General features: G+C 68.9%; 23 protein-coding genes. 9 read left to right on the plus strand and 14 right to left on the minus strand.

Annotation, left to right across the window (positions count from 1 at the left end; translation table 11 throughout):
• Positions 1-23: 23 nt before the first annotated feature.
• Positions 24-590: a helix-turn-helix domain-containing protein gene (locus ACGFY5_RS25765; protein WP_392723598.1), complete on the minus strand. Its 567-nt coding sequence runs from the start codon at positions 588-590 to the stop codon at positions 24-26.
• A 67-nt stretch (positions 591-657) separates the two neighbouring features.
• Between ACGFY5_RS25765 and ACGFY5_RS25770 the strand changes: the two genes are divergently transcribed.
• Genes ACGFY5_RS25770 through ACGFY5_RS25780 form a run of 3 tightly spaced genes read left to right on the plus strand, consistent with a single transcriptional unit; the run spans position 658 to position 3,631 of the window.
• Positions 658-1,605 carry an NAD(P)/FAD-dependent oxidoreductase gene (locus ACGFY5_RS25770; protein ID WP_392723601.1) on the plus strand — a complete coding sequence of 316 codons (948 nt, stop codon included), beginning with the start codon at positions 658-660 and terminating at the stop codon, positions 1,603-1,605.
• A 60-nt stretch (positions 1,606-1,665) separates the two neighbouring features.
• Positions 1,666-2,379 (plus strand): phosphotransferase, encoded by a 714-nt coding sequence (locus ACGFY5_RS25775; RefSeq protein ID WP_392723603.1) that lies wholly within the window; start codon positions 1,666-1,668, stop codon positions 2,377-2,379.
• A gap of 22 nt (positions 2,380-2,401) precedes the next feature.
• Entirely contained in the window at positions 2,402-3,631 is a 1,230-nt protein-coding gene (locus ACGFY5_RS25780; protein ID WP_392723604.1) for a CynX/NimT family MFS transporter, read from the plus strand.
• Here ACGFY5_RS25780 and ACGFY5_RS25785 read toward each other — a convergent pair.
• The 6 genes from ACGFY5_RS25785 to ACGFY5_RS25810 all read right to left on the minus strand — a co-directional run bounded on the left by ACGFY5_RS25785 (position 3,615) and on the right by ACGFY5_RS25810 (position 8,570).
• Positions 3,615-4,268, minus strand: a complete 654-nt coding sequence (locus ACGFY5_RS25785; protein WP_392723606.1) for a response regulator — start codon at positions 4,266-4,268, stop codon at positions 3,615-3,617. The two genes, ACGFY5_RS25780 and ACGFY5_RS25785, sit on opposite strands and share 17 nt — an antisense overlap.
• The gene (locus ACGFY5_RS25790) at positions 4,265-5,491 is read right to left on the minus strand and encodes a sensor histidine kinase (protein WP_392723607.1); all 1,227 of its coding nucleotides are present in this window, start codon (positions 5,489-5,491) and stop codon (positions 4,265-4,267) included. The genes ACGFY5_RS25785 and ACGFY5_RS25790 overlap by 4 nt, the downstream gene beginning before the upstream one ends.
• Positions 5,488-6,561: an NYN domain-containing protein gene (locus ACGFY5_RS25795; RefSeq protein ID WP_392723609.1), complete on the minus strand. Its 1,074-nt coding sequence runs from the start codon at positions 6,559-6,561 to the stop codon at positions 5,488-5,490. Before ACGFY5_RS25795 ends, ACGFY5_RS25790 begins: the two co-directional genes overlap by 4 nt.
• A complete protein-coding gene (locus ACGFY5_RS25800) occupies positions 6,551-6,739 on the minus strand; it encodes a hypothetical protein (RefSeq protein ID WP_392723610.1) in 189 nt (62 codons plus the stop codon). Before ACGFY5_RS25800 ends, ACGFY5_RS25795 begins: the two co-directional genes overlap by 11 nt.
• A gap of 436 nt (positions 6,740-7,175) precedes the next feature.
• On the minus strand, positions 7,176-8,156 hold the full coding sequence (locus ACGFY5_RS25805; protein WP_392723611.1) for a hypothetical protein: 981 nt from the start codon (positions 8,154-8,156) through the stop codon (positions 7,176-7,178).
• Positions 8,157-8,297: 141 nt separating this feature from the next.
• Positions 8,298-8,570, minus strand: coding sequence for a sigma factor-like helix-turn-helix DNA-binding protein (locus ACGFY5_RS25810; protein WP_392723612.1), 273 nt, complete (start codon positions 8,568-8,570; stop codon positions 8,298-8,300).
• 186 nt (positions 8,571-8,756) lie between these two features.
• On the opposite strand from ACGFY5_RS25810, the gene ACGFY5_RS25815 reads away from it, so the two are divergent.
• From ACGFY5_RS25815 to ACGFY5_RS25835, 5 genes are all read left to right on the plus strand, one after another.
• Positions 8,757-9,089 carry a hypothetical protein gene (locus ACGFY5_RS25815; protein ID WP_392723614.1) on the plus strand — a complete coding sequence of 111 codons (333 nt, stop codon included), beginning with the start codon at positions 8,757-8,759 and terminating at the stop codon, positions 9,087-9,089.
• Between the two features lie 20 nt (positions 9,090-9,109).
• Positions 9,110-10,951, plus strand: a complete 1,842-nt coding sequence (locus tag ACGFY5_RS25820; RefSeq protein ID WP_392723616.1) for a M91 family zinc metallopeptidase — start codon at positions 9,110-9,112, stop codon at positions 10,949-10,951.
• Positions 10,938-11,606 (plus strand): hypothetical protein, encoded by a 669-nt coding sequence (locus ACGFY5_RS25825; protein WP_392723618.1) that lies wholly within the window; start codon positions 10,938-10,940, stop codon positions 11,604-11,606. Before ACGFY5_RS25820 ends, ACGFY5_RS25825 begins: the two co-directional genes overlap by 14 nt.
• A gap of 173 nt (positions 11,607-11,779) precedes the next feature.
• A complete protein-coding gene (locus tag ACGFY5_RS25830; RefSeq protein WP_392723619.1) occupies positions 11,780-12,406 on the plus strand; it encodes a sugar O-acetyltransferase in 627 nt (208 codons plus the stop codon).
• A gap of 294 nt (positions 12,407-12,700) precedes the next feature.
• The gene (locus ACGFY5_RS25835; RefSeq protein ID WP_392722392.1) at positions 12,701-12,829 is read left to right on the plus strand and encodes a hypothetical protein; all 129 of its coding nucleotides are present in this window, start codon (positions 12,701-12,703) and stop codon (positions 12,827-12,829) included.
• A gap of 154 nt (positions 12,830-12,983) precedes the next feature.
• On the opposite strand, the gene ACGFY5_RS25840 is transcribed toward ACGFY5_RS25835, so the two are convergent.
• From ACGFY5_RS25840 to ACGFY5_RS25870, 7 genes are read right to left on the minus strand one after another with little or no spacing between them, the layout of a single operon-like run.
• A complete protein-coding gene (locus tag ACGFY5_RS25840) occupies positions 12,984-14,234 on the minus strand; it encodes an MFS transporter (RefSeq protein ID WP_392723621.1) in 1,251 nt (416 codons plus the stop codon).
• Between the two features lie 7 nt (positions 14,235-14,241).
• Positions 14,242-14,931: a 4-hydroxythreonine-4-phosphate dehydrogenase gene (locus tag ACGFY5_RS25845; RefSeq protein WP_392723623.1), complete on the minus strand. Its 690-nt coding sequence runs from the start codon at positions 14,929-14,931 to the stop codon at positions 14,242-14,244.
• Complete coding sequence (gene pdxA / locus ACGFY5_RS25850) at positions 14,931-15,944, minus strand: 4-hydroxythreonine-4-phosphate dehydrogenase PdxA (protein ID WP_392723625.1); 1,014 nt, start codon at positions 15,942-15,944, stop codon at positions 14,931-14,933. The genes ACGFY5_RS25845 and pdxA overlap by 1 nt, the downstream gene beginning before the upstream one ends.
• Complete coding sequence (locus tag ACGFY5_RS25855; RefSeq protein WP_392723627.1) at positions 15,941-17,125, minus strand: four-carbon acid sugar kinase family protein; 1,185 nt, start codon at positions 17,123-17,125, stop codon at positions 15,941-15,943. Before ACGFY5_RS25855 ends, pdxA begins: the two co-directional genes overlap by 4 nt.
• Positions 17,122-17,820, minus strand: a complete 699-nt coding sequence (locus ACGFY5_RS25860; protein WP_392723628.1) for a cyclase family protein — start codon at positions 17,818-17,820, stop codon at positions 17,122-17,124. Before ACGFY5_RS25860 ends, ACGFY5_RS25855 begins: the two co-directional genes overlap by 4 nt.
• Entirely contained in the window at positions 17,817-19,301 is a 1,485-nt protein-coding gene (locus ACGFY5_RS25865; RefSeq protein ID WP_392723630.1) for an aldehyde dehydrogenase family protein, read from the minus strand. Before ACGFY5_RS25865 ends, ACGFY5_RS25860 begins: the two co-directional genes overlap by 4 nt.
• A complete protein-coding gene (locus tag ACGFY5_RS25870) occupies positions 19,291-20,691 on the minus strand; it encodes a flavin-containing monooxygenase (RefSeq protein WP_392723631.1) in 1,401 nt (466 codons plus the stop codon). The genes ACGFY5_RS25865 and ACGFY5_RS25870 overlap by 11 nt, the downstream gene beginning before the upstream one ends.
• Before the next feature lie 67 nt (positions 20,692-20,758).
• On the opposite strand from ACGFY5_RS25870, the gene ACGFY5_RS25875 reads away from it, so the two are divergent.
• Positions 20,759-21,418, plus strand: a complete 660-nt coding sequence (locus ACGFY5_RS25875; RefSeq protein ID WP_392723633.1) for a TetR/AcrR family transcriptional regulator — start codon at positions 20,759-20,761, stop codon at positions 21,416-21,418.
• The last annotated feature ends 76 nt before the right edge of the window (positions 21,419-21,494 follow it).

A 21,494-nucleotide genomic window follows, 5' to 3' on the forward strand; every position in this document is an offset into this window, starting at 1 on the left:
GCGGGCAACCGTATCGATCGTCGTCACGGCGGCGGAGCCAGGCCGCGGGTGCGGGCGCGGAGGCGGGTGCGTTCGCCCTGGGGGCCGAACATCAGGAGTGCCTCGACGGGTGCGTAGTCGGCGTGGCCCATCCAGTGCGGAACGCTCGTGTCGTACTCCGCGGACTCGCCGCCCTTCAGCACGAAGTCCTCGTTCCCGAGCACGAACCGCAACCGACCGGTGAGCACGTGCACCCACTGGAACCCATCATGGGTGCGCGGATCGGGTGCGGTCAGCGTCTCCCGGGCGGGGGAGAACATCTTGTAGGCGCGGATCCCCCCACGCTGGTGATTGAGGGGCAGGAACACCGCGCCGTGCCGATGGATCACCCCGGCGGTGCGCGGCCGGGTCAGCCCGAGGAGGTCGTCCAGGCCCATGTCGTACACCCTCGCCAGCGGCAACAACTGCGCCAACGTCGGCTGCAGGCGGCCGTTCTCGAGGCGGGACAGCGTGCTCTCGGCGATCCCGGTGTCCGCGGCGAGCCGGGCGAGCGTCAGCTGCCGCTCCCGCCGCAGCGCCCGCAGACGCGGTCCGACGTCCTGTGCATCCACCCCTCGCACCTTTCCGATCCGCAAGATTCTTTGCAAGGTGATGAGACCCGCGATCACTATCGGTTACATGACACAGCCCCACAATGGACGAACCGACGTCGTGGTGATCGGCGGCGGACCGGCAGGTCTGAGCGCGGCGATCACGCTGGCCCGCGCCCTGCGCTCGGTGGTCGTGGTCGACGCCGGCCAGCCGCGCAACGCACCGGCCGCCGGCGTGCACGGCTTCCTGAGCCGGGACGGCATCAGCCCCGCCGAGCTGCTCGCCACCGGCCGCGAGGAGCTGGCCCGCTACGGCGGTCGCGTGCGCTCCGGCAGTGCGGTGACGGCCCGCACGCGCGACGACGGATTCGAGGTCACCCTCACCGACGGCGAGGTGATCGAGGCGCGGCGCCTCCTGGTGACGACCGGCCTCACCGACGAGCTGCCCGACGTCGACGGCGTGAAAGAGCGTTTCGGCCGGGACGTGGTGCACTGTCCGTACTGCCACGGCTGGGAGGTGCGGGGTAAGCGCATCGCGGTGCTCGCCAGCGGTCCGATGGGCGTCCACCAGGCTTTGCTGTTCCGGCAGTGGACCGACGACCTGGTGCTGCTGACGCACACCACCGACCAGCCGGCGCCCGAGCAGGCGGCGCAACTGGCGGCACGCGGGATCACGGTGGTGGCGGGTGTCGTCGACCGGCTCGAGATCGACGACGATCAGCTCCGTGGCGTGCGGCTGGCCGACGGGCAGCTGGTCGCGTGCGATGCGGTCGCGGTGGGGCCGCGGATGGTGGCTTCGTCGCCGGTGCTCGACGATCTGGGGCTCAAGCCGGTGGCGCATCCGTTCGGTGAGGCCGTCGGGATGACCTATCCGGCCGAGCCGACCGGCGCGACCACGGTGCCGGGGTTGTGGCTGGCCGGCAACGTCACCGACCTGCAGGCACAGGTGATCACTGCCGCTGCGCAGGGGATGGCGGTGGCGGCCGCGCTCAACATGGAGCTGATCATGACCGAGACCGCAGCCGCAGCTCGGTAAGCTCGCGCCCATGGGCAAGGGGCGCGCCCACGCCCATCGTCGCAGGGGTAGCCTGCGGCCGTGTCGGATCCGTTGTTCGCGGCGCAGCACACGCTGGGCGGGGACTCGATCCCGCCGGCTGTCGTCGGGCTCGCGGCTGGTGGCCGGTGCGAGTTGGTGTGGCGCAACGAGATGGGTGGGCTGACGTTTCGGCTCGACAGTAGGTTCGTGAAGTGGAACCCGTGGCGGACCGGCGTCGATCTGGAGAAGGAACGGCTGCGTCTGCAGTGGCTCGACGGGCGTCATCCGGCACCGAGGGTGATCGGCTGGGGCCAGGACGGGCACGCGCAGTGGTTGGTGACCACCGCGGTGCCGGGCGAGCACGCCGTCGGCCCCCCGTGGCGTGCCCGGCACCGGGAGGCCATCTCGGCGATAGCCGCAGGTCTTCGCGCGATCCACGCCATCCCGACCGATGACTTCCCCTCCGAGTGGACGTCACAGAGCTGGCCGGCGCGCACGCACGGCCCCCGCCCGGACGTGCACGACCCGGTGCTCGTACACGGCGACGCGTGCGCTCCGAACACCCTGATCTCCGCCGAGGGCGCCTGGACGGGCAACGTCGACTTCGGTGACCTGACCGTGGGCGACCGGTGGGCCGACCTGGCGGTCGCGTCGATGAGCCTGGACTGGAACTACGGCGAGGGCCACCAGGGCGAGTTCTTCGAGGCGTACGGGATCGCGCCCGACCCGACCCGGATCGACTATTACCGTCGACTCTGGGATCTGGAGTCCTGAGCGCCGAGGCTAGGCTCGGGGAGTGTCCGAGCCCCGCCCCCTTCCGCTGTGGGCGGGACGCACAGCCGCGCTGCTGGGCATCGTGCTCGTCGCGTTCACCCTGCGCCAGGCGGTCGCCGTCATCTCACCGATTCTCGGCGACATCCGGGTGGACATCCCGATCTCGAACATCGGCGTCGGGGTGCTCGGTACGTTGCCGCCGATCCTGCTCGCGGTGTCGGGGTTCGTCGCGCCGCGCGTCGCCCGCAGTCTGGGCCTTGACGGCGGCATCGTGCTCGCGCTGCTGCTCATGACCGTCGGCCATCTCGTGCGCGCGTTCGCCCCGGGTTTCGTGGTGCTGCTCGTCGGCAGTGTCGTCGCGCTCGCCGGGACGGGCATCGGCAACGTGCTTCTGCCGCCGATCGTGCGGCGCTACTTCCCCGACCGGGTCGAGCTGCTGACCGCCGTCTACGTCTGCATCGTGGGCGTGAGCACGGCCGTGCCCGCAGCCCTCGCCGCTCCGCTCGCCGAGCAGATCGGCTGGCGGTTCTCGCTCGGCATCTGGGCGGCGACCTCTGTGGCCGCGCTCGTTCCCTGGCTCGTGGTCATCGTGCGGGAGCGACTCACGGATGCTGAGTCCTCGCCTCCCGATCGCGTTCCGCGACTGTGGCGGTCGCGCGCGGCGCTGTCGATCACCGTCGCGTTCTCCACCAGCACGATCTGTACCTACGCGGTCTTCGCATGGCTGCCCGAGATCCTCGGCGACGTCGCCGGCTCGACGCCGACCGAAGCCGGTGTGCTGCTCGCCGTCACCGGCCTCGTCAGTTTGCCCGGCGCCCTCATTGCGCCCCTGCTCGTGCCGCGGCTGCGCAATGTCGGCTGGCTGATCGCCGCGGGTATCGCGAGCTTCGTGCTCGGTTACCTCGGGCTGCTCGTCGCACCGGCGACGCTCACGTTGGTGTGGGTGCTGCTCGTCGGGTCGGGGTCGATCCTGTTCCCGGTGAACCTCGTGCTCATCAACGTGCGCACGCGGACGCATGGCGGCACCGTGGCGTTGAGCGGTTTCGCTCAGGGGGTGGCCTATGCGCTCGGTGCGCTCGGCCCGTTGGTCGTCGGGCTGCTGCACGACGTCAGCGGTGGGTGGACGTTGCCGCTGTGGTTCCTGATCACTGTTGCCCTTCTGACGATCATCCCCGCGATCACGCTGGCGCGCCCGGCGTTCGTCGAGGACGAACTCCCGCAACGCGAGCCCCGCGTCACCCGGCCGGCGTGATGAGCCCCGACTCGTATGCGGCGATTACGGCCTGAGTGCGGTCCCGGGCCGGCAGCTTCGCGAGCACGTTCCCGACGTGCGTCTTGACCGTCTCCACGCTGAGGACGAGGTCGCGGGCGATCTCCGCGTTGGACCGCCCAGCCGCCATGCGACGCAGCACGTCCAGCTCACGTGTGGTCAGTCCCGCGTCGGCCAGCCGGTGCGCACCGTTGCCGTAGGCACCTGCCAGGCGCCGGATCGCCGCCGGAAACAGCAAAGACTCACCCCTGGCGACGACGCGCACGGCGTCGACCAGCTGTGCGGGACGAGCTCTCTTCAGCACGAACCCACTGGCGCCGGCCCGCAGGGCGGCGTAGACGTACTCGTCGTTCTCGAAGGTCGTGATCACCAGTACCTTCGGTGGGTGGTCGACACGCGCCGACAGGTGTCGGGTGGCCTGGATGCCGTCGGTGGCGGGCATCCGCACGTCCATCAGCACGACGTCCGGGCGCAACCGGGCCACCAGCGGCGGCACCTCCGCGCCGTCGGCGGCCTCACCGACCACGCGCAGGTCCGGTTGTGCGTCGAGGACAGCGCGGAGTCCCATCCGGACGAGTTCCTCGTCGTCGACGATGAGCAACTTCGTCGCGTCGGTCATCGAACGTCGTCCGGATCACGCAGTGGCAGTTCGGCTGTTATCCGCCAGACGTCGGCACAGCGGTCGGCGGTGAGCCGGCCTCCGAGGAGGTCGACCCGTTCGCGCATGCCGTCGAGTCCGCGCCCGGTTCTGTGCGGCTTCCTCGGCCGGTCCGGGACCGGATTGGTCACCTCGATGGCCAGGCCACCGTCTGCCACTGCTATTCGCAACGTCGCCGGTACCTGGCCGGCGTGCCTCGCCACGTTGGTCAGTGCCTCCTGCACGATCCGGTACCCCTCCCGGGACACCGCAGCGGGCACCGCCGTCAACGAGCCGCTCGTCGTGAGGTCCACCGGCACGCCGCTGGCCAGCGAGTCCTCGCACAGTCGCGCGAGCTGGGCCAGCGTCGGACGCGGTCGACGCGGTCGATCGTCGCTGTGCTCGCGGAGCACTCCGAGGACGTGGTCGAGGTCCTCCATCGCGGTTCGGCTGGTCTCCTCGATGACGCTCAGCGCGCGTCGGGCGAACTGCGGATCGGTCTCGAACAACTGCCCCGCCGCACCCGCCTGCAGCGCCGCGAGCGTCAACGCGTGGCCGATCGAGTCGTGCAGTTCACGGGCCAGCCGGTTGCGGTCCGCCAACTGCCGCGCCCGCACTTCCAGCGCGCGCTCACGTTCGGTGGCGGACGGACCGAGCAGGACCGGTGCCATCACGGTGGCCAGCGCCCCGAATCCCGCCGTCGCGTAGCCCGTCCCCACGAGCAGCCCGAAGGCGATCACGAGCCATCCGGCCGTGCCATAGCCACCCGGGAGCTCGGTCACCACACCGACCTGGTGGCCGAGCGTCAGCATGACCACCGGTACGGCAGCGAACAGCAGCAATGCGAGCACCGTCCCCGCCACAAGATGCAGCGCGAACCAGAGTGCAGCCCGAACTCGCGTCTCCACTGCGGGTCGACTGCCGGGTTCCGGATCCGCCAGGTCGACGTCGAGCAGGGCCCGAGCGGCGGCGATCTCCAACGCGCGCGTTCCGCTGAGAAACGCCGGCATCGTGGCGATGACCGCGGCGGCGAGAGCGGTCATCACGATCGTCGGACGGTTGACGGGGTCCTCGACGAGCATCTGCCAGAACGTGCGGACGAGCATCAGATACGCGAGCGCGATGACTGCGCCGAGGAGCAGATGGACACCCCGCCGGTACGTGGTCGCGCTGACCAGCGGCGCGACCGCCCGGGGAAGGCTCATCGCCCCATTGTGACAACGTCGGCCGATGTGCGCGCCGTGTCGTCGCCCTGTCCGCAGTGCCTGCACGCGCCACGTCGACGCAGGTAGTAGGTGACGGTTGCTGCACCGAGAGCTGCGCCCCAGACCACCCAGAAGAGGCTCGGTACCCACAGCGCCCAGCTCTCCCTGAGCTCGGGGGTCCACAGCGCCATCAGCCCGGCCGGAATCAGCGTGACGGACACGACCGACGCCGGGACGACCGCGAGTGCGAGCGGTACCGGCTTCCCGGCCTTGAACCAGATCCAGCGCGGGTAGACCTCGCCCCATGTGCTGACCAGGCCGTGGGTCAGGACGCCGCCGAGCACTGAGGCGACCGCGCAGCCCAGGCCCATGTCGAGCATGCCGGGGGTGTCCTGCATCATTCGTAAGAAGTCGTCGGGGATACCGAGCGGGTATCCGAAGTACCACGCCAGCCTGGTGACCTCGTACGGGAGCGTCGCCAGCACCGCGACCACGACAGCCCAGCGTCCCCACCGCAGTAGTTTTTGCCGGGATGGGACGCTCGCGCCGGAACGGCGGCCGCAGTGCCCGCACGCGACGCGCACCCGACGCTGATAGGCGAGAGTCGCCGCGGCCCAGAGCAGACCGCCGATGAACAGGATGATCAGGTTGTTCCGGTGCCAGTACAGGATGTCGCCGATGCCGCCTTGGTCGCCCGGTACGCCGGTGAAGGCGAAGATCAGCAGCGCGGGTGCGAACGCCACCAGGGCGAGCATGGTGTAGTCGGGGATCACCAGGGTCAAGCCGGCTGCCATGGTCCAGCCGACAACGATCAGCGCGGGTGCGACGCGGCCGGTGGCGGCTCCTCGAGCCATCGCCAGGGCGACGATCGCGCCGAGCAGTCCGAGGACAGCCATGATCGGTGCGACGATTTCGGCGCGGCTGCCCTCGAGCACCGATCCCGTGACGTGGTCGTCGTCGATCGGGGCGAACGGGAAGCCGCTGCCACCGAGCGTCCAGTACAGCCCGAGCGCGGCATAGAGCAGTGACCAGGCGGCGGCCGCGTAGCCCGCCCAACGGTTAACCACCATGGACGGTGAACCCACCGGCGACTGCGGTGCAGATGCGGTCACCGACGACGTTCGGCTCGTCGAGTTGGATCTGTCCGACGCCGGTCACCCTCTGGGGAGGCTCGTGGTGGTTCGGCTGTGCTTGGGCCGTCGACGGTAGCCCGAGTAGGCCCATCGCTGTCGCTTTGATCTTTGGCATCGCACGTCCCTCTCATGCGCCGGCTCGACGTGATCGAGCGTCGTCGCACCCGGCGCCGGGGGGATCCCTCTGGCGCGCGAACCGGATCCCTCGGAGGGGGGAGTGTGGCGAGGCGAACGTTCCAGCCGTTCCGTCGCGGAAGGAAGCAGTCGTCGATCCGGAGCGCGACGCGTTCCGGGTTTCGCCGCGTCGGTACCGCCGGGTGGTTACTCGGGCCTACGACGGGTTCCCGGGCCTACGCTCGCCGGTCGTAGGCCCTGGAACCCGTCGTAGGGCCGGGAACTTGCGGCTGGTCCGGCGTCACTCGGGCTGGTTAATCCCTGCGGGCGGCGCGACTACGGCTTCCAAGGCGTCGGCGCCGCGGGCGGCTCGTTCGCGGAAGACCTGGAGCTCGGTGCCGCAGTGCTCGAGGGCTCCATGGTTGGCACGTGCACGGTCAGGGTTGTTCGTCGGCGAAGGCGAGGCCGCACTCGGCCAGCGCGGAAGCCAGGATGCTGACCGCCTTCGGTCCGACGCCGTGCAGAGCGAGGAGTTCGCGACGGCTATGAGTGGCCACCAATTCCAGGGTCCGGATCCCAGCCGCGAGCAGAGCGCGAGTTGCCGGTCGTCCGATCGGCGGCAGGTCGTCGGTCTGCGCCGGCTCCTGGTGCGTACTCATTCGCGCACGATAGCTCGAAAACGGCTGGACGCGTTCCACCCTGCGTGTCTCCGAGTGCCGCCTGACTGCTGGTGGAAGGTCGCCGAGAGGGAAGACGCCACGGCGTCCGCCGAGCCTGTGATCAGGCTGGGCGGACGCCGAAGGTGGGGCGTTCTCGATGCGGCTGGCGAGGTCGGAGACGATGGCGCTGATCTGCTTCTCGGTCAGCAGATCCTGGTGCGACTCCAGGTTCAGCGTCCGGTTTTCGCCCAGACCGACGGTGACGTTGGTATAGACATCGCCCTTTTGCCAGTTGCCGTCCCGGTAGTCCCACCGGCGAACAACGAGCTTCTCACCGTTGGGGCCCTCGGTCACCTTGCAGTGTCCATCCGGGTTGTCGCAGTTCAGGGGGAATGAGGCGAGGTCATCGGGCCCTTCGCCGGAGTTCTCGATCTGGATGACCAGCGCTCCGGGCTTGCCGTCGACGATCAGGGTGGCGCCGAAAATGAACTCGGCCGGAGGCGCGGCTTCCTCATCGGTCACCCGAGGGGGCTTTCCGCCCTTCCATTCGGCGCCGCGCACTGCCTTTTTCACCGCTTCGTCGTAGGCCTTGGTCAGCTCTTCGGCGCTCTTGGCCTTGCCCTCTGCGGTGTCCACGACTAGCCGAATCTTGGTGCCGCCGGCCGGTGCCTGGCCGACGACGACGTCACCCTTGGAGGTCGTTCCGGTGCCGAGGTGGCCGAAGCCGGCGACGGTCGCGCCGACCGCGACCAGCACCACAGCCGCCATCACCATCGGGGCCTGACGGATTCGCCGCCGCCGTGTCCGGTCCCGGATGATCGCGTCGACCGTCGACCGTCGACGGCGGAGGCTGGCCGACCAGGTCCTCGAACATCTGCTGCGTCATTCTGTCGCCTCCTGTCAGGCGTGGGGAGAGTTGGCGAGCGAGCGCAGCGTGGTCAGTGCACGCGCCGACTGGCTCTTCACAGTTCCGGATGAAATGTCCAATGCCTCCGCGGTCTCCTCGACCGACAGCATGCGCCGCGCATAGGCGTCGGGGTTGTCCGCGGCGGCGGCCTTCCGCCACTTCTCGAAGATCCTGCCCACCGTCACCGAGACCACGTCGTCGGCGACGTGCCAATCGCGGCACAGCAGGAACGCGCCGCGTCGCCAGCGGCCCATGCGCTCACTCACGAAGACACGGAATCGTTCCTCATCGGCTCTCCGCAAATCAGGCCTCCTCGCCGCACGATGTCTCGCCAGAAGGACGGAGGTTCCGCGAAGAAAGGTTGCATGCGTGGCGGCATGAGCGGACGTTTCGGCGAGGGCGGTTGTTGCCAGCGTTCAATCAGTGCTTGCGCACGCGACTAGGGTGGCCGGGTGGCGAACGACGAGGTCCGGGTAGCCCCCGCGGAGCTCACCCGCGCAGGTGATCAGATGCTGCGCTCCTCCCTGGCCGCTGCCGAGGCGTGGCGACTCGAACAAGCGAAATTGACGGTGCCCGAGGCGGCGTTCGGCGACACGGTCTCCGCCAAGGACGTGCGAGCCGCCCTTCACGAGGCAGTGGATTCCGCCGACGTGACCGTCGGGCGGCTGGCCGCGGTACTCGAAGGCGACATGGATCGGCTGTATCGCACCGCGTTCGCCTACCAGAAGCTCGACGAGGAGGAGGCCCGCGAGTTTCAGCGGCTGCACCCCAACATCCCGATCTGATTATCCGGTAGGCAATCCACGTGATACCTGACCCGGGCGGCGGTTCTCCGCCCGCCGCGATTTCCACGCCGGACGTCTGGAGCCTGCATGCCAGACCCGACCAGGTCGACGACGCCGCGTCCGCCTGGCGCGACACCGCGGCTGCCCTCGGCAAGACCGCCGACGAGGTGAACGGAGCAGCGTCGACGCTGCTCTCACACGGTTGGAGCAGCGTCGCCGCGGATTCCTACGACGCGCACCGCCGAAAGCTGGTCGCCGACATCGACCGGGCCGAGTCGCAGGCAACCGCGGCGGCCACAGCGACGGCCGGTGCCGCGGACTCGCTTCGGGAGGCCCAGGAGCGCCTGACCGGCGAGTGGGCGAAGGTCGCGGTCGTCCCGTTCACCTACGACGCGCCGATGCACATCCTGTTCCAGCCGACGACGGACGCGCAGGCGAAGGTCGTCAGCGACTCGCTGGCGCAGTGCGTCGAGATCCGCTCGCATCTCGACGGCTGGCTCTCCGCCGACATCGCGCGGATCACGAAGGCGCGCACCGAGTTCGCGGCGATCGCGTCTGCCTGGGCGTCGATCGCCGAGGGGGACACGAGCCCGTTCCGGCTGCCCCCGGAGGCGGAAAAGACCGGTGTCATCCGTGATGGCAATCGGATCCTGGTGAACACCGGCATCGGCAACGACAACGTGACGATCAGCGTCGACCCACGGACCGGGCTGCAGATGGTCGAGGTCAACGGGAAACGGTGGGCGTTCCAGCCCGGCACCGACATCGTGATTCGCGGCGGGGACGGCGACGACACCATTCAGGTCGCTTCCGGTGCCAACGTACACGTGACGCTGGTCGGCGGTGCCGGTGAGGACGTGTTGACGGGTGGCAGCGGGGCGGACGTCCTCGTCGGCCTCGGCGGCAACGACCGGATCTACGCGCGCGCCGGCAACGACCGGGTGTCCGCCGGAGCGGGCCGCGACTACGTGGACGGCGGCGCGGGCGACGACGTGCTCGGCGGTGGCAGCGGAAACGACATCATCTATGCGCTGAGCGGTAAGGACGCGCTCGTCGGCGGCGAGGGCGACGACTTCCTGGAGGGCGGAACCGGCGCCGACGGCATCGACGCGGGTACCGGCAACGACATCGTCTCCGGCGGCGAGGGCGACGACACGCTCCGGGCAGGCGGCGGTAACGACGTCGTCTACGCGGGCGCTGGTGTGGACACGACTACCGGTGGGCTCGGCACCGACAAGGTCATCGGCGAGCGGCAGGACGTCTCGTCCGGCACGGAGCAGAACGTTGCCATCGAGATCAAGACCCTGCAGACGTTCATCAACGTGGAAGGGTCTCCGGAGTTCAAGGAGCGGATCGAGGCCGACCTCGCGATGCTCGGCGCTTCCCCGCGTGGTCAGGAGATGCTCGCCGCGCTCCAGAAGGGCCACGAGGACACCGAGGGCGGTTGGTGGCTCTGGCACCACGACGGTGACTCGCTCACGATCCGGGAGTACGACAACCCGGCCGACCCGAACAACAGCACCGCCTCCCACCAGGACGGTGACAACGTCATCAGCTACAACACGCACATCAACCAGTTGACGATGGGCACCGGCCGCACTGTCGAGGGGCCGCCGTCGGCGGTGCTGTACCACGAGATGGCGCACGTCTACGACTACATGAACGACTCACTGGCGCCGGGCACGTACGACGGTCCGGACAACCCGGGCGTGCCCAACCGGGAGCGCGAGGCCGCGGGTCTGCCGATCGACGAGGACGACGACCCCTCCACGCCGAACCAGATCTACTCCCGGCACCCCTACGCGCTGACCGAGAACGGTCTGCGCGAGGAGATGGGCGCGCCCCACCGTGACGCCTACTAGGCGGCGGCCCGCCCGACGGTGGGCCCTGGCGCTCGCCGCCGTGCTCGGTTGTGCCGCGTGCAGCACCGGGACGTCCGCACCGTCGTCGCCGGCCGAGCCACCCGACCCGTCGGCGACCGGCACCGGGCCGGCCGTGCAATTCACCTCGGCCATCGAGGCCGACGGGCAGCAACTGCACGTGCATTACCGGCTGGTGAACGAGTCGGCTGGGAATCTCGTCGTGCTCAACCGGGCGGCGTCGCCCTCCGACGGTGGGTTCGACGATCCGAACGCGGTATACGTCACCGGGCGCGGAAGCGGCGGCCAGGTCGAGGTGTCCAAGCGGGCGTTCGCGATGCCGGACACCGAGAAGAAGAGCTGGGCGAACCCTGCCCGGGTCGGCGGCACGCTCGTTCCGCGCGGCGGCGCAGCCGAGGAGTCCTTCACCGTGTCGCTTCCGCTGCGTCGATACCACCCTTACGGCGACGACTACGGTGACGGGCCCGTCGCGCTGCCTGACCCTGTCACCGGCGTGCGCTTCTGCCTCGGAGTCCTGCCAGGCAACGCGGTGGACCCGGCAGGGCCGACGCCCGGCGTCGGCCCCGTGACGCTGCCGCACCTGGGCTCGACGACCCGCGTCCAGCACCTGTTCTGTTCGGCGCAGACGGACCTCTGACGACGGCACCTCATCGGTGCTCGGCGCGGTTGGCGCGCGTCATTCGCCTCGGCCGGCGCGAACGTGACGGACAGCGATGTCATCGCCAGAAATTGACGCGGAGCAGCAACGGCCCGTGCGCGGGACCGCCGACACGGCGCGGACAGCGTCCGCGGCGTGAAAGGGTGCAACCCGTGGCAGAATCTGACGAGGAAGTGCTGGACCGGATCCGGCGAGGCCTTTTCTACACGGAGTCGGAAGCGTCCTTCCGGGACAGTGAACGTCGGTCGGACCTGATCTTCGAATACAACCGGACGCTCCCCAGCGACACCGCACGAAGGCGGCTACTCGTTGAGGCGATCTTCGGGTCCGTCGGAGAGCGAACCGTGCTGCTGTCGCCGTTCTATGCCGGATTCGGCAGCAAGGTGCACATCGGCGACGACTTCTTCGGCAACGTCAATCTGACATTCGTCGACGACGCGGAGATCCGAATCGGCAACGGGGTGATGATCGCGCCCAGCGTCACTCTCACCACGACCGGCCATCCGATCCACCCGGACCTTCGGGAGGACTTCCGGCGGTTCTCCGAACCGATCGTGATCGACGACAAGGTCTGGATCGGCAGCAACGCCGTCGTACTCCCGGGAGTTCACGTCGGCTACGGCGCTGTCATCGGCGCGGGCAGCGTCGTGACTCACGACATCCCGGACATGACCGTCGCGGTCGGGTCCCCCTGTCGAGTAGTCCGAGCCATCACCGACGACGATCTCCGCACCCGCGGCGGTCACGGGGCAGCAGATTCTCGAGACGACTCGGACTGAAGGCATTCGCCCAGCGGGTAATGCGTGACGCCCTGGCGCGCCAGGTGTGGGTCACTCGTCGCGGGCGGCGCCGCGCTGAGTGCTTTCGACCGGAAGGCCTACCTCTGGCGGCTGGACGGTGCTGCGCGGGGGAGGACGCATCAGGCGATGCCCCGATCTCGACGGCATGAGCGAGTGTTGCGAACCGAACGTTCAGGGCGTCAGGCCGGCGATCGAGCGGGGCGTCGTTTCGCGGGAACCTGGTTCCAGGACGGGGAAACACCCCGCGAAGGAAATCACTGGAGGCTGGACGACATGAGCGGCTGCTACGACTACTCGTACGACAACTGCAACGACTACTCCTACGAGGAGTGCAAGCCGCGCCGTCGTCGCCACCACAAGAAGCGCTACAACGACTGCTGGGACTACAACCCCTGCAGCTGACGATCAGCCGCAGCCGGAGGCCGGGAAGCACACGCTTCCCGGCCCTCGGCGCGTCCGGGCCACCCTCGGGCGTTCCGCCGTGAAACAGCTGCTCCGACTTCGCGGCGGATGACACGCCCGTCAGCGCTGCTACATCGTGGGTTGGTCAATGCGCTCAGGCCGCGCCCCGGATAGGCAGCACCGCAAGTGCTCCCAGCAGACCAGCGACCCCGGCGACCCAGTAGAGCCCGCTGAATCCGCCGAAAGCGGCGACGGCGAATGCCCCGAGCAGTGGTCCGGCGGCCTGCGGGACGATCAGTGCCAGGTTCATGATGGCCAGGTCTTTTCCGTGGTCGGCGGGGTTGGGTAGCACCTGCGTGGCAAGGGCCTGGTCGACCGAGAAGTAGGCGCCGGTACCTGCGCCGACGAGAAGCGCGCCCACAATCGCGGTGCCGACACTGGGAAGTGAGGCGAGCAGCAAGGCCGACGCCGCTTGCAGCACGCCCGCGATCAGCACGAACGGTTTACGTCGGCCGACGCGGTCACTGACGCGCCCGAGCAGTACCGAACCCAGCACGGCGCAGGCCACGTAGATAACCGTGGTCGTGGCCAGGAAGCCGGCGGGATCGTCGAGCTCGAGGTCGTAGGTGAAGAAGTAGAGGAGCAGCCCGGTTCCCAAGGCGTTGGCCAGGTTGACCAGGGTTCGGCTGAGCAGTGCCCAGCCGAAGTCAGGGTGCTCGCGGGGGCTGATCCAGAGCCAGCCGAGCAACGGCGTCGTACCCGCCGTGCGCGGCGGCGCCGGAGGGTCGGGCTCCAGCACCACGAACGGCACCGTCAGCAGGCTCAGGAGGGCCGCGAGCAGCCCGTATCCGGCGGTCGGGCCAGTGATGACGCCGCTGGCCAGCGCCACGCCCACCACCACGCCTAGGGCCTGCGGCACGGCGATCCAACCGGATACGAAGCCCCGCTGCTCGACCGGCACCCGATCGCAGATCATCGCGGTGAGGCCGGACGAGGCGGCGCAGAATCCGGCGGTGCTCAACGACCAGAAGATCGTCATCCCGACGATCGAGTGCTGAATGCCGATCAGCGCATAGCAGCCGGCGCTGAGCAGGACGCCGCCCACCACCCACGGCCGGCGTCGGCCCCACCGTGACGTGGTCCGGTCGCTGAAGGCTCCCGACACCGGGTAGGCGACCAGCGCGACGAGACCCGCTACCGCACTGACCAGACCGAACACCCGCAGGGTCGATTGCCACTGAGCTGACGACGTCGCCGCGGCGACCTGATCGGGCAGCAGGAGCTGGATGGCGGTCAACTGCGTCATCCACAGACCGAGCCACGCCAGAGAGAAGAGCGCGATCCATCGGCCGGAGACCGGCGTCTGTCTGGCCGTGAGCGGGTCCAGAGCGGCTTCGGGTGTCATCCGCGCCTCACCGTGCTCTGGACGCTGTCTGCGTGGCGACGAGCACCGCGCGGGCCAAATCGGCGAGCGATGACGACGGGGCGTCGATCTTCAGAGACCGATCCAGCAAAGCGGTGCCGATCGTGAAGCCGTGAGCGCCCGCCTCGCCGAGGCTGCTGATGCGCTCCGCGCTGTCGACACTCCCGGCGGCGATCACCGGTACCCCCGCCGCGGCGACGACGGCCCGCGCGAGAGCTTCCGCGTTCCCCGCATAGCGATAGGCCAGCAGGTCGAACCCGTGCACGCTGTCGAGCTCGGACCAGCGCTTGGCCTGGTCCACGATGCTTTCGATGGAGCCGTGCAATTGGCTGGGGTGGCCGCGGACGTCACCGAGGAAGGGCCAGTACCGGATCGCGGAGCCGGCGAGGATCTCGGTGGCTTCCGCTACACGCGTTCCGCCGAGCACGTTATCCACGCCGAGGTCCAGTGCGGCCCTGACGCTCTGCTGCTCGTCGTCGGCGCTCACGCTGACGACCTCGAGGTACGAAGTCGCTCCACGCGCGGAGATGTGCGCCGCCAGCGGGGCGAGCTCGGCCAGCGGGATGCCGACGTCCTTGAAGCCGATGTGCCGTACTCCGGCGTCGGCGAAGAGGTCGACCAGTGAGTGGGCGTCGGCCACCGTGCGGTCGTCGCGGGTCAGCATCAGGATGAATTCCACTAGCGGGCACCTCGCGTTCGCAGGGTCCGGGTTTTGGCGTCGACGATGCGGCGAGCTGCGGTGATGGCGTACTGAAGACTTTTCCCCGACGCCGTGCCGGTGCCCGCGATGTCCATGGCGGTGCCGTGGTCGACGCTGGTGCGCACGATGGGCAGCCCCAGCGTGACGTTGACGCCGTTCTCGATGCCGAGCAGCTTGATCGGAATCAGCCCCTGGTCGTGGTATTGGGAGATCACGACGTCGAACTCGCCTCGGCGTGCCCGCATGAACACCGTGTCGGCCGGATAGGGGCCAGAGGCTCGGATGCCGGCCGCGCGCGTCGCCTCGATGGCCGGACCGATCAGACGGATTTCCTCGTCGCCGAACATGCCGCCCTCTCCGGCGTGGGGATTCAGGGCCGCGACCGCGATCCGCGGCTCGGCTATCCCACGGCTGCGCATCTCGTCGTGGGCGATTTCGATCGTGGCTTCTATTCGCTGCTGGGTGAGGGCGCCGATGGCGTCTTTGAGCGCGAGGTGAATCGTCACGAGGACGGTGCTGAGTTCGTCGTTGGCCAGCATCATCGCGTGGCGCTCGGCGCCGGTCAGCGCGACCAGGGCGCTCGTGTGGTCGGGGAACGGCACCCCGCCGGCCTGCCAGGCCTCCTTCTGGATCGGGGCGGTGACAACGGCGGCGACCCGTCCTTGGAGAGCCAGCGCCACTCCCTCGCTGAAGTAGGCGAATGAGGCGGCACCGGCTCGCGCGTCCACCTGGCCGAACGGAAGATTCGGTGGAAGCTCTCCGATCTGGACGACGCTGAGCACATCGGGATCGAGCTCGTCCCAGGAGCCCGGCGCTGCGACTACCGCGACGTCGACGCCGAGGATCGCTGCGGCATCCCGTAGCCGCCACAGGTCACCGAGGACCACGACCGGGCCGGGCGCGTGGTCCGAGGCGGTGGTGAGAGCCGAGACGACGATTTCCGGACCGATGCCGGCGGGGTCGCCCATGGTCAACGCGAGCGGCCTGGTCACGAAGACGCTCCTCGGGTGAGCTGGGTGAGCAGGGATACGAGCGTGTCGGGCCGGCCGAAGCCGCCGGCCTTGGTGGCCAAGGGCAGCGTGCGGACGCCGTCGAGCCGACCGACCGGAATTCCGGGTGCCCACTGGCCGACGACGTGCAGAACGTCGGCGTCCAACCCGGCGAGTACGGCGCTGGCCGTGTCGCCCCCGGTCAGGACGAGCGCCAGATCCTCGGTGCGGAGCACCACTTCGCGGACGACGGCAGCGGCGTGAGCGTCCGGGGCGTCCATCAGGGTGGACATCGGAGTGCAGAGAATCGCTCGTCGGGCGGTCCGCAGCCGCCCCTCGACCGCTAGCGCGGTGGCGCTGGGAGAGGCATCGGCGGCGATCTCGATCACGGGGATGCCATGGGCGTGCGCGTGCTCGACCTGGCCCCGGCTGACCGGATGCAAGCTGCCGACCACCGCCAGCGCGGCCGCCGACACCGGCGGAGGAGCCAGGGGGGCGTCGGCCAGCAGGGCAGCGGCCAGCCCTGGGCTACCGCACCACACGAGGCGCTCCGGTGCGCCGCTGCGGACGATCAGTTCCAGGTCCGCCGCGTCCTCGGCGTCGACGATGACCGCAGCCAGTTCGGGCGCGTAGGCGCGCGCCGCGAGCCAATTCCGCAGCGCCTCCCCGTTGTCCAGGGTGGGACGGCGCAGCTCGGTGGCGTGCAGGCCGGCCGCCCTGAGGTGCTCTGACACCCGCGAGATGCTGACCGGAGTGCAGGGATCGAAGCCAGCCGGACCGAGATCGACCGGCACGCCGTCGGCGTACTGGATGCCGCCCTGCGTAATCCGGTTTTCGGCCGGGAATGCGGGGGCGACGAGGGCCGTGTGCCGGCCGAGGCCGCGCATCGTCGCGTCCAGCTCGGCGGCCCAGTTCCCGCGCAGGCTGCTGTCCATGGTCTTGAAGACGAGGCCTGGCTTCCCCGACACCGTCTTGACGCAACGGTCCAGCGTGCCCCGTGCGTCCTCGGCCGACATGGCGCGACTCGCAGTCGTGATGCAGACTCGCTCGGCCGCGGCGGAGACGATCGGCGCGTCCGGGCGCGTCGTCACCAGCGCCGGTTCGCCCCGCCGCGCCAGCATTCCGCCCACCTCGGCGGCGCTGGTCAGATCGTCGGCGAGCACGAGCACACGTCCGCTGCTCATGGTGACTCTTCGGCCGGTGCGACCAGCGCCAGCGCCCGGCAGGGGCCGCCGGTACCGGACTCCCACGGGATCACCCCGACGACGAGCGTGAACGAGGAACACTCCACGAGCTGCTCGAGATTGACCAGGCCCTCGATGGCATAACGACCCGCGCCGAGCAGCGCTAGGTGGGCCGCCGACGCATCCCCGGCGTCGATGCTGCTGGTGTCGGTGCCCAAGGCGACGATCGCCCGGTTTTCCACCAGCCATTCGACGGCCTCCGCTGACCAGCCCGGCGCGCGGTACGCCGTGCCGTCCCAACCGAGGTAACTCCGGTCGTCCGGCTCCCGGGTACCCCACCCGCAGCACAGGAGGACGGCGCTGCGCGCCGGGATCGGCCCGCGCCGCCGTTCCTCGACGAGGAGGTCAGCCACGGTCACCAGCTGCGCCGAGGGCAGGTGCACCACCCGGGCCGGTAGGACCAGCTCGTCGGCGGGGATCGCATCGACGTCCCGGCCGCCCGGTACGAAATGGACCGGGGCATCCACGTGGGTCCCGATGTGTTCGACCAGTGACCATCCGTTGGCACTGAACCCGTGACTCTCATACGTGGTCGCCTGCCACCGTCGTACAGGGGGCACGTCGGCGATCGCCGTGGGAAAGCCGGGCGTCAGCGTCCGGGTCAGATCGACGACCCGCGGGATCCGAGTGCTCATCGCTCGCTGGTCCGGTGCAGCCGGATCCAGACGGTCTTGGTCTGGACCCACTGATCGAACGCCTCGAACGCGCGCTCCTTGCCGCCGAAGCCGGACTGCTTGTAACCGCCGAAGGGCGTCGACATACCGCCCTCGCTGTAACAGTTCACCGACACCACGCCTGCCTTGACGGCGCGGGACAGGCGCATCGCCGCGTTGAGGTCCTGGGTCCAGACCGACGCCGCCAGGCCGTAGGAGGTGTTGTTGGCCAACGCCACCGCCTCGTCCTCGGAGGCGAAGGTTGTCAGGGTCGCCACCGGCCCGAAGATCTCCGTCTGCTGGATTTCGCTGTCCGGTGTGCAACCGCGCAGCACGATCGGCGCGACGTATTGCGGGGTCGGACCGTCCTGCCTCGGGTCGGACCCGCGCAGCAGTACCTCCGCGCCATCGTCCACCGCCCGGTCGACCAGGGCGTTGACCCGGTCTGCGGCGGCCTGGGTGATGAGCGGCCCGATCTTGGTGGTGGGTTCGAGGGGCGGTCCCACCACGAGCCGGTGGGCACGCTTCGCGAACCGGTCGCTGACTTCATCGGCGATCGATTCGTGGACGAGAATCCTGCTTCCGGCGGTGCAGTTCTGTCCCATCGTGAGGAACGACGCGTCGATCATCTGGTCGAAGAGTTCGTCGCCGTAGGTCAGGGCGTCCGCCAGCAGGATCTGCGGGCTTTTGCCGCCCATCTCCAGAGAGACGCGCTTGAGGTTGCTGCGTGCGGCAGCGTGCAGTATTGCTCGGCCCGTCGCTGTCGAGCCCGTGAACGAGAGCGCGTCGATGCCCGGGTGCGAGGCGATCGCGGCTCCGGTGCTGGCGCCGTCGCCCGGCAACACGCTGAGAACCTCGGTGGGAACGCCCGCCTCGTAGGCCAGGCGCGCAATGTGCAGCGCCGAACTGGGTGTCTGATCCGCAGGCTTGAGGAGCACGCTGTTACCCGCGGCAAGCGCCGGGCCCAACTTCCACGCGGCCTGGGCCATCGGATAGTTCCACGGCATGATCGCCGCGACGACACCGATCGGTTCGCGGAGGGTCAGACCTAGCTCCTGGCCGTTCGTGGGGCTCGTGGTGCCGTAGAGTTTGTCCGCCGCGCCGGCGAACCACCGCAAGGCTTCGAGTGCGGCGGGCACATCACCTTCGATGCACTCGCTGATGGGCTTGCCGGCCTCGACGGCGTCCAGCTCGGCCAGCAACCGGGCGTCCCTTTCGACCAGATCAGCCAGCTTCCGCAGGACTTCGCCGCGCGCCTGCGGGCTTTGATCACTCCAGATACCCGATTCGAACGCTTCGGCGCCGATCCGGACGGCCTCGTCGACCTCCGGCCTCCCGGAGACGGCCACATCGCTCAGTGGCGATCCGTCGCCCGGACTCCTGCGCCGGATGACGCCCTCACCGGTTCCGGGCAGCGTCTTGCCGGCGACGATCCCACCGATCGTTTCGCCGTTACTCGTCAATTGCTGACACTCCGATCGCGTCGATGGGGGTCAGGCGTTGGGCGTCCGCTGTCGGGGCGTCCTTGAACGGCCAACCCATGCGGGCGCAGAGACGCTGCCGGTAGCGGATGATGGTGTGGCCGTCGACGTAGCCCTTGTGCCGGGCCGATCCGTCGAAGTGGAGGCCGCCGCTGAGGTCGGGATGGTCCTTCTTGATCAGCGCTTCGAACTCGCGCGCACGGTCCGGCCGGCGGTCCTGATCTTCCAGGTAGCTGGCGATCATCCGCGCCGACATGTCGAACTGCAGGTAGGCGCCCGTGTTGGATTCGGTGAAGCTCACGCCGAAGAGATTCTTGTAGTCGCGCGAGAAGCAGGTCAGGTACAACTCCGGGTGCTGTTCGCTCCCTAGGTACGACTGGACGTACGGGGCGCGGTGCTTGTAGCCGGTGGCATAAATGATCATGTCCACGTCGTCATGGCGTCCGTCGACGAATTCGACCCGTGTACCCTCCGCCGACCGGATGGCTGGCCGCGCGACGACGTCGCCGTGTTGGAGGCTGTGAAACAAATTGCTGTTGAGGACCGGATGAGTCTCGAATAGACGGTGATCAGGGCGCTGGAGACCGAGCTTCTCCGGCTTGCCGTACAGGCGTTGCAGAACCCACCCGAACAGGCGCTGTTCGAGCCACTTCGGCAATGTCGGCCCATTCTCCGCGAAAAGATCGGAAGGGATGCCGAAAAGGTGCTTGGGAATGAACCAGTAGCCCCGGCGCATGCTGATGATCGTCGTTTCCGCGGTGTGCGATACGTCCACCGCGATGTCACAGGCGGAGTTGCCGCCTCCCACGACCATGACCCGCTTACCTGTGGCGATGTCGCTGCTGCGGTAGGCAGAGGAGTGCAACACTTCTCCACTGAAGCCAGCGGGAGCACCCGGCATGTTCGGGTACCACTGCGCGCCGGAGCAGCCGATCACCGCGCGGTAGACGGCCGCGGTGCCGTCGCTCAACCAGACGCTCCACAGACCGTCGGCGCCCTGCTCGGCTTTCTCCACCGACACGTTGAAACGAATGCCGTCCGATAGGCCGTAATGCGCGGCGAATGACCGTAAGTAGGTCAGAACCTGCCGGTGCGAGGGATAGTCCGGGTAGTCATCGGGCATCGGGAAGTTCTCGAACCCCGAAAGCGTCCGGCTGGAGATGAAGTGCGCCGCCTCGTACATCGGACTGCCGACGCTGTCGATGTCCCACAGGCCACCGACATCGGCGTTGCGCTCGAACTGGTCGTAGTCGATTCCTCGGGCACGTAAGGCCCGCGCCATCGCCAGCCCGGCTGGCCCGGCGCCGACCACGCACACGGCGGTCGATCGATCTCTGACCAGGTCGGGCGAGTGTTTGCCGTCCTCTTCCATACCGGCGAGTATTCATTGGGCAACTGTCTTGGTCAAGTGCCCAATACGGGTGATGCAAAATGACACCGTGACCACTTCACAGCGAGCTCCACGGCGCCGACGCGATGATGACCGGCGGCAGCAGTTGATCGAGGCGGCCGCGAAGGTGATCTCGCGGGACGGCGTCGCCGCCGCCAGCACGCGCAAGATCGCCGCCGAGGCCGGCCTTCCCGCCGGGCTCGTCCACTACTGGTTCGCCGACAAGGACGAGTTGCTGGAGGCGGTCGTCACGGCGCTGCTAGGCGAGGTCGAAGCCTCGGCGGGATCCGCGGAAGAGAGCCAGGACGATCTCGAAGACGCGATCGTGCGGCGCTTCGACCGCGCCTTCGACCACGTCGTGCGGGCCGACGACCGTGGCCGCCAGATCGCGATCTACGAACTGACGACCTGGGCCTTGCGGGCCCCCGAACGCGAGCACCTCGCCACCCAGCAATACGCGGCCTACCGGGAGACCGCCGGCCGGCTGACCGCGCCGCTCTACCAGGAGGTCGGTGCCGGGCTGCCGTTCAGTCACGACACGCTGGCCCAGCTGGTTTCCGCCCTCTTCGACGGCGTGACCCTCTCCTGGCTGGCCGACCCCGAAGGCACCAAACCCGAGGAGATCTTCAGGCTCATGAGCTGGCTACTGACGAATGGGCTTGCTCACGGGGCGCTGAGCACCGAGAACACGCCGAAGTCAGCTTCCTGACCCGGCCAGGTCTGTCGCCCCGCGCCCCACCCCGCGAACTCAAACGTTTCCGGTCCGCCCAGATCACCGGTTCTGC

This window comes from Cryptosporangium sp. NPDC048952, from assembly GCF_043197895.1.
In the GTDB taxonomy this organism is placed as follows: Bacteria; Actinomycetota; Actinomycetes; order Mycobacteriales; family Cryptosporangiaceae; genus Cryptosporangium.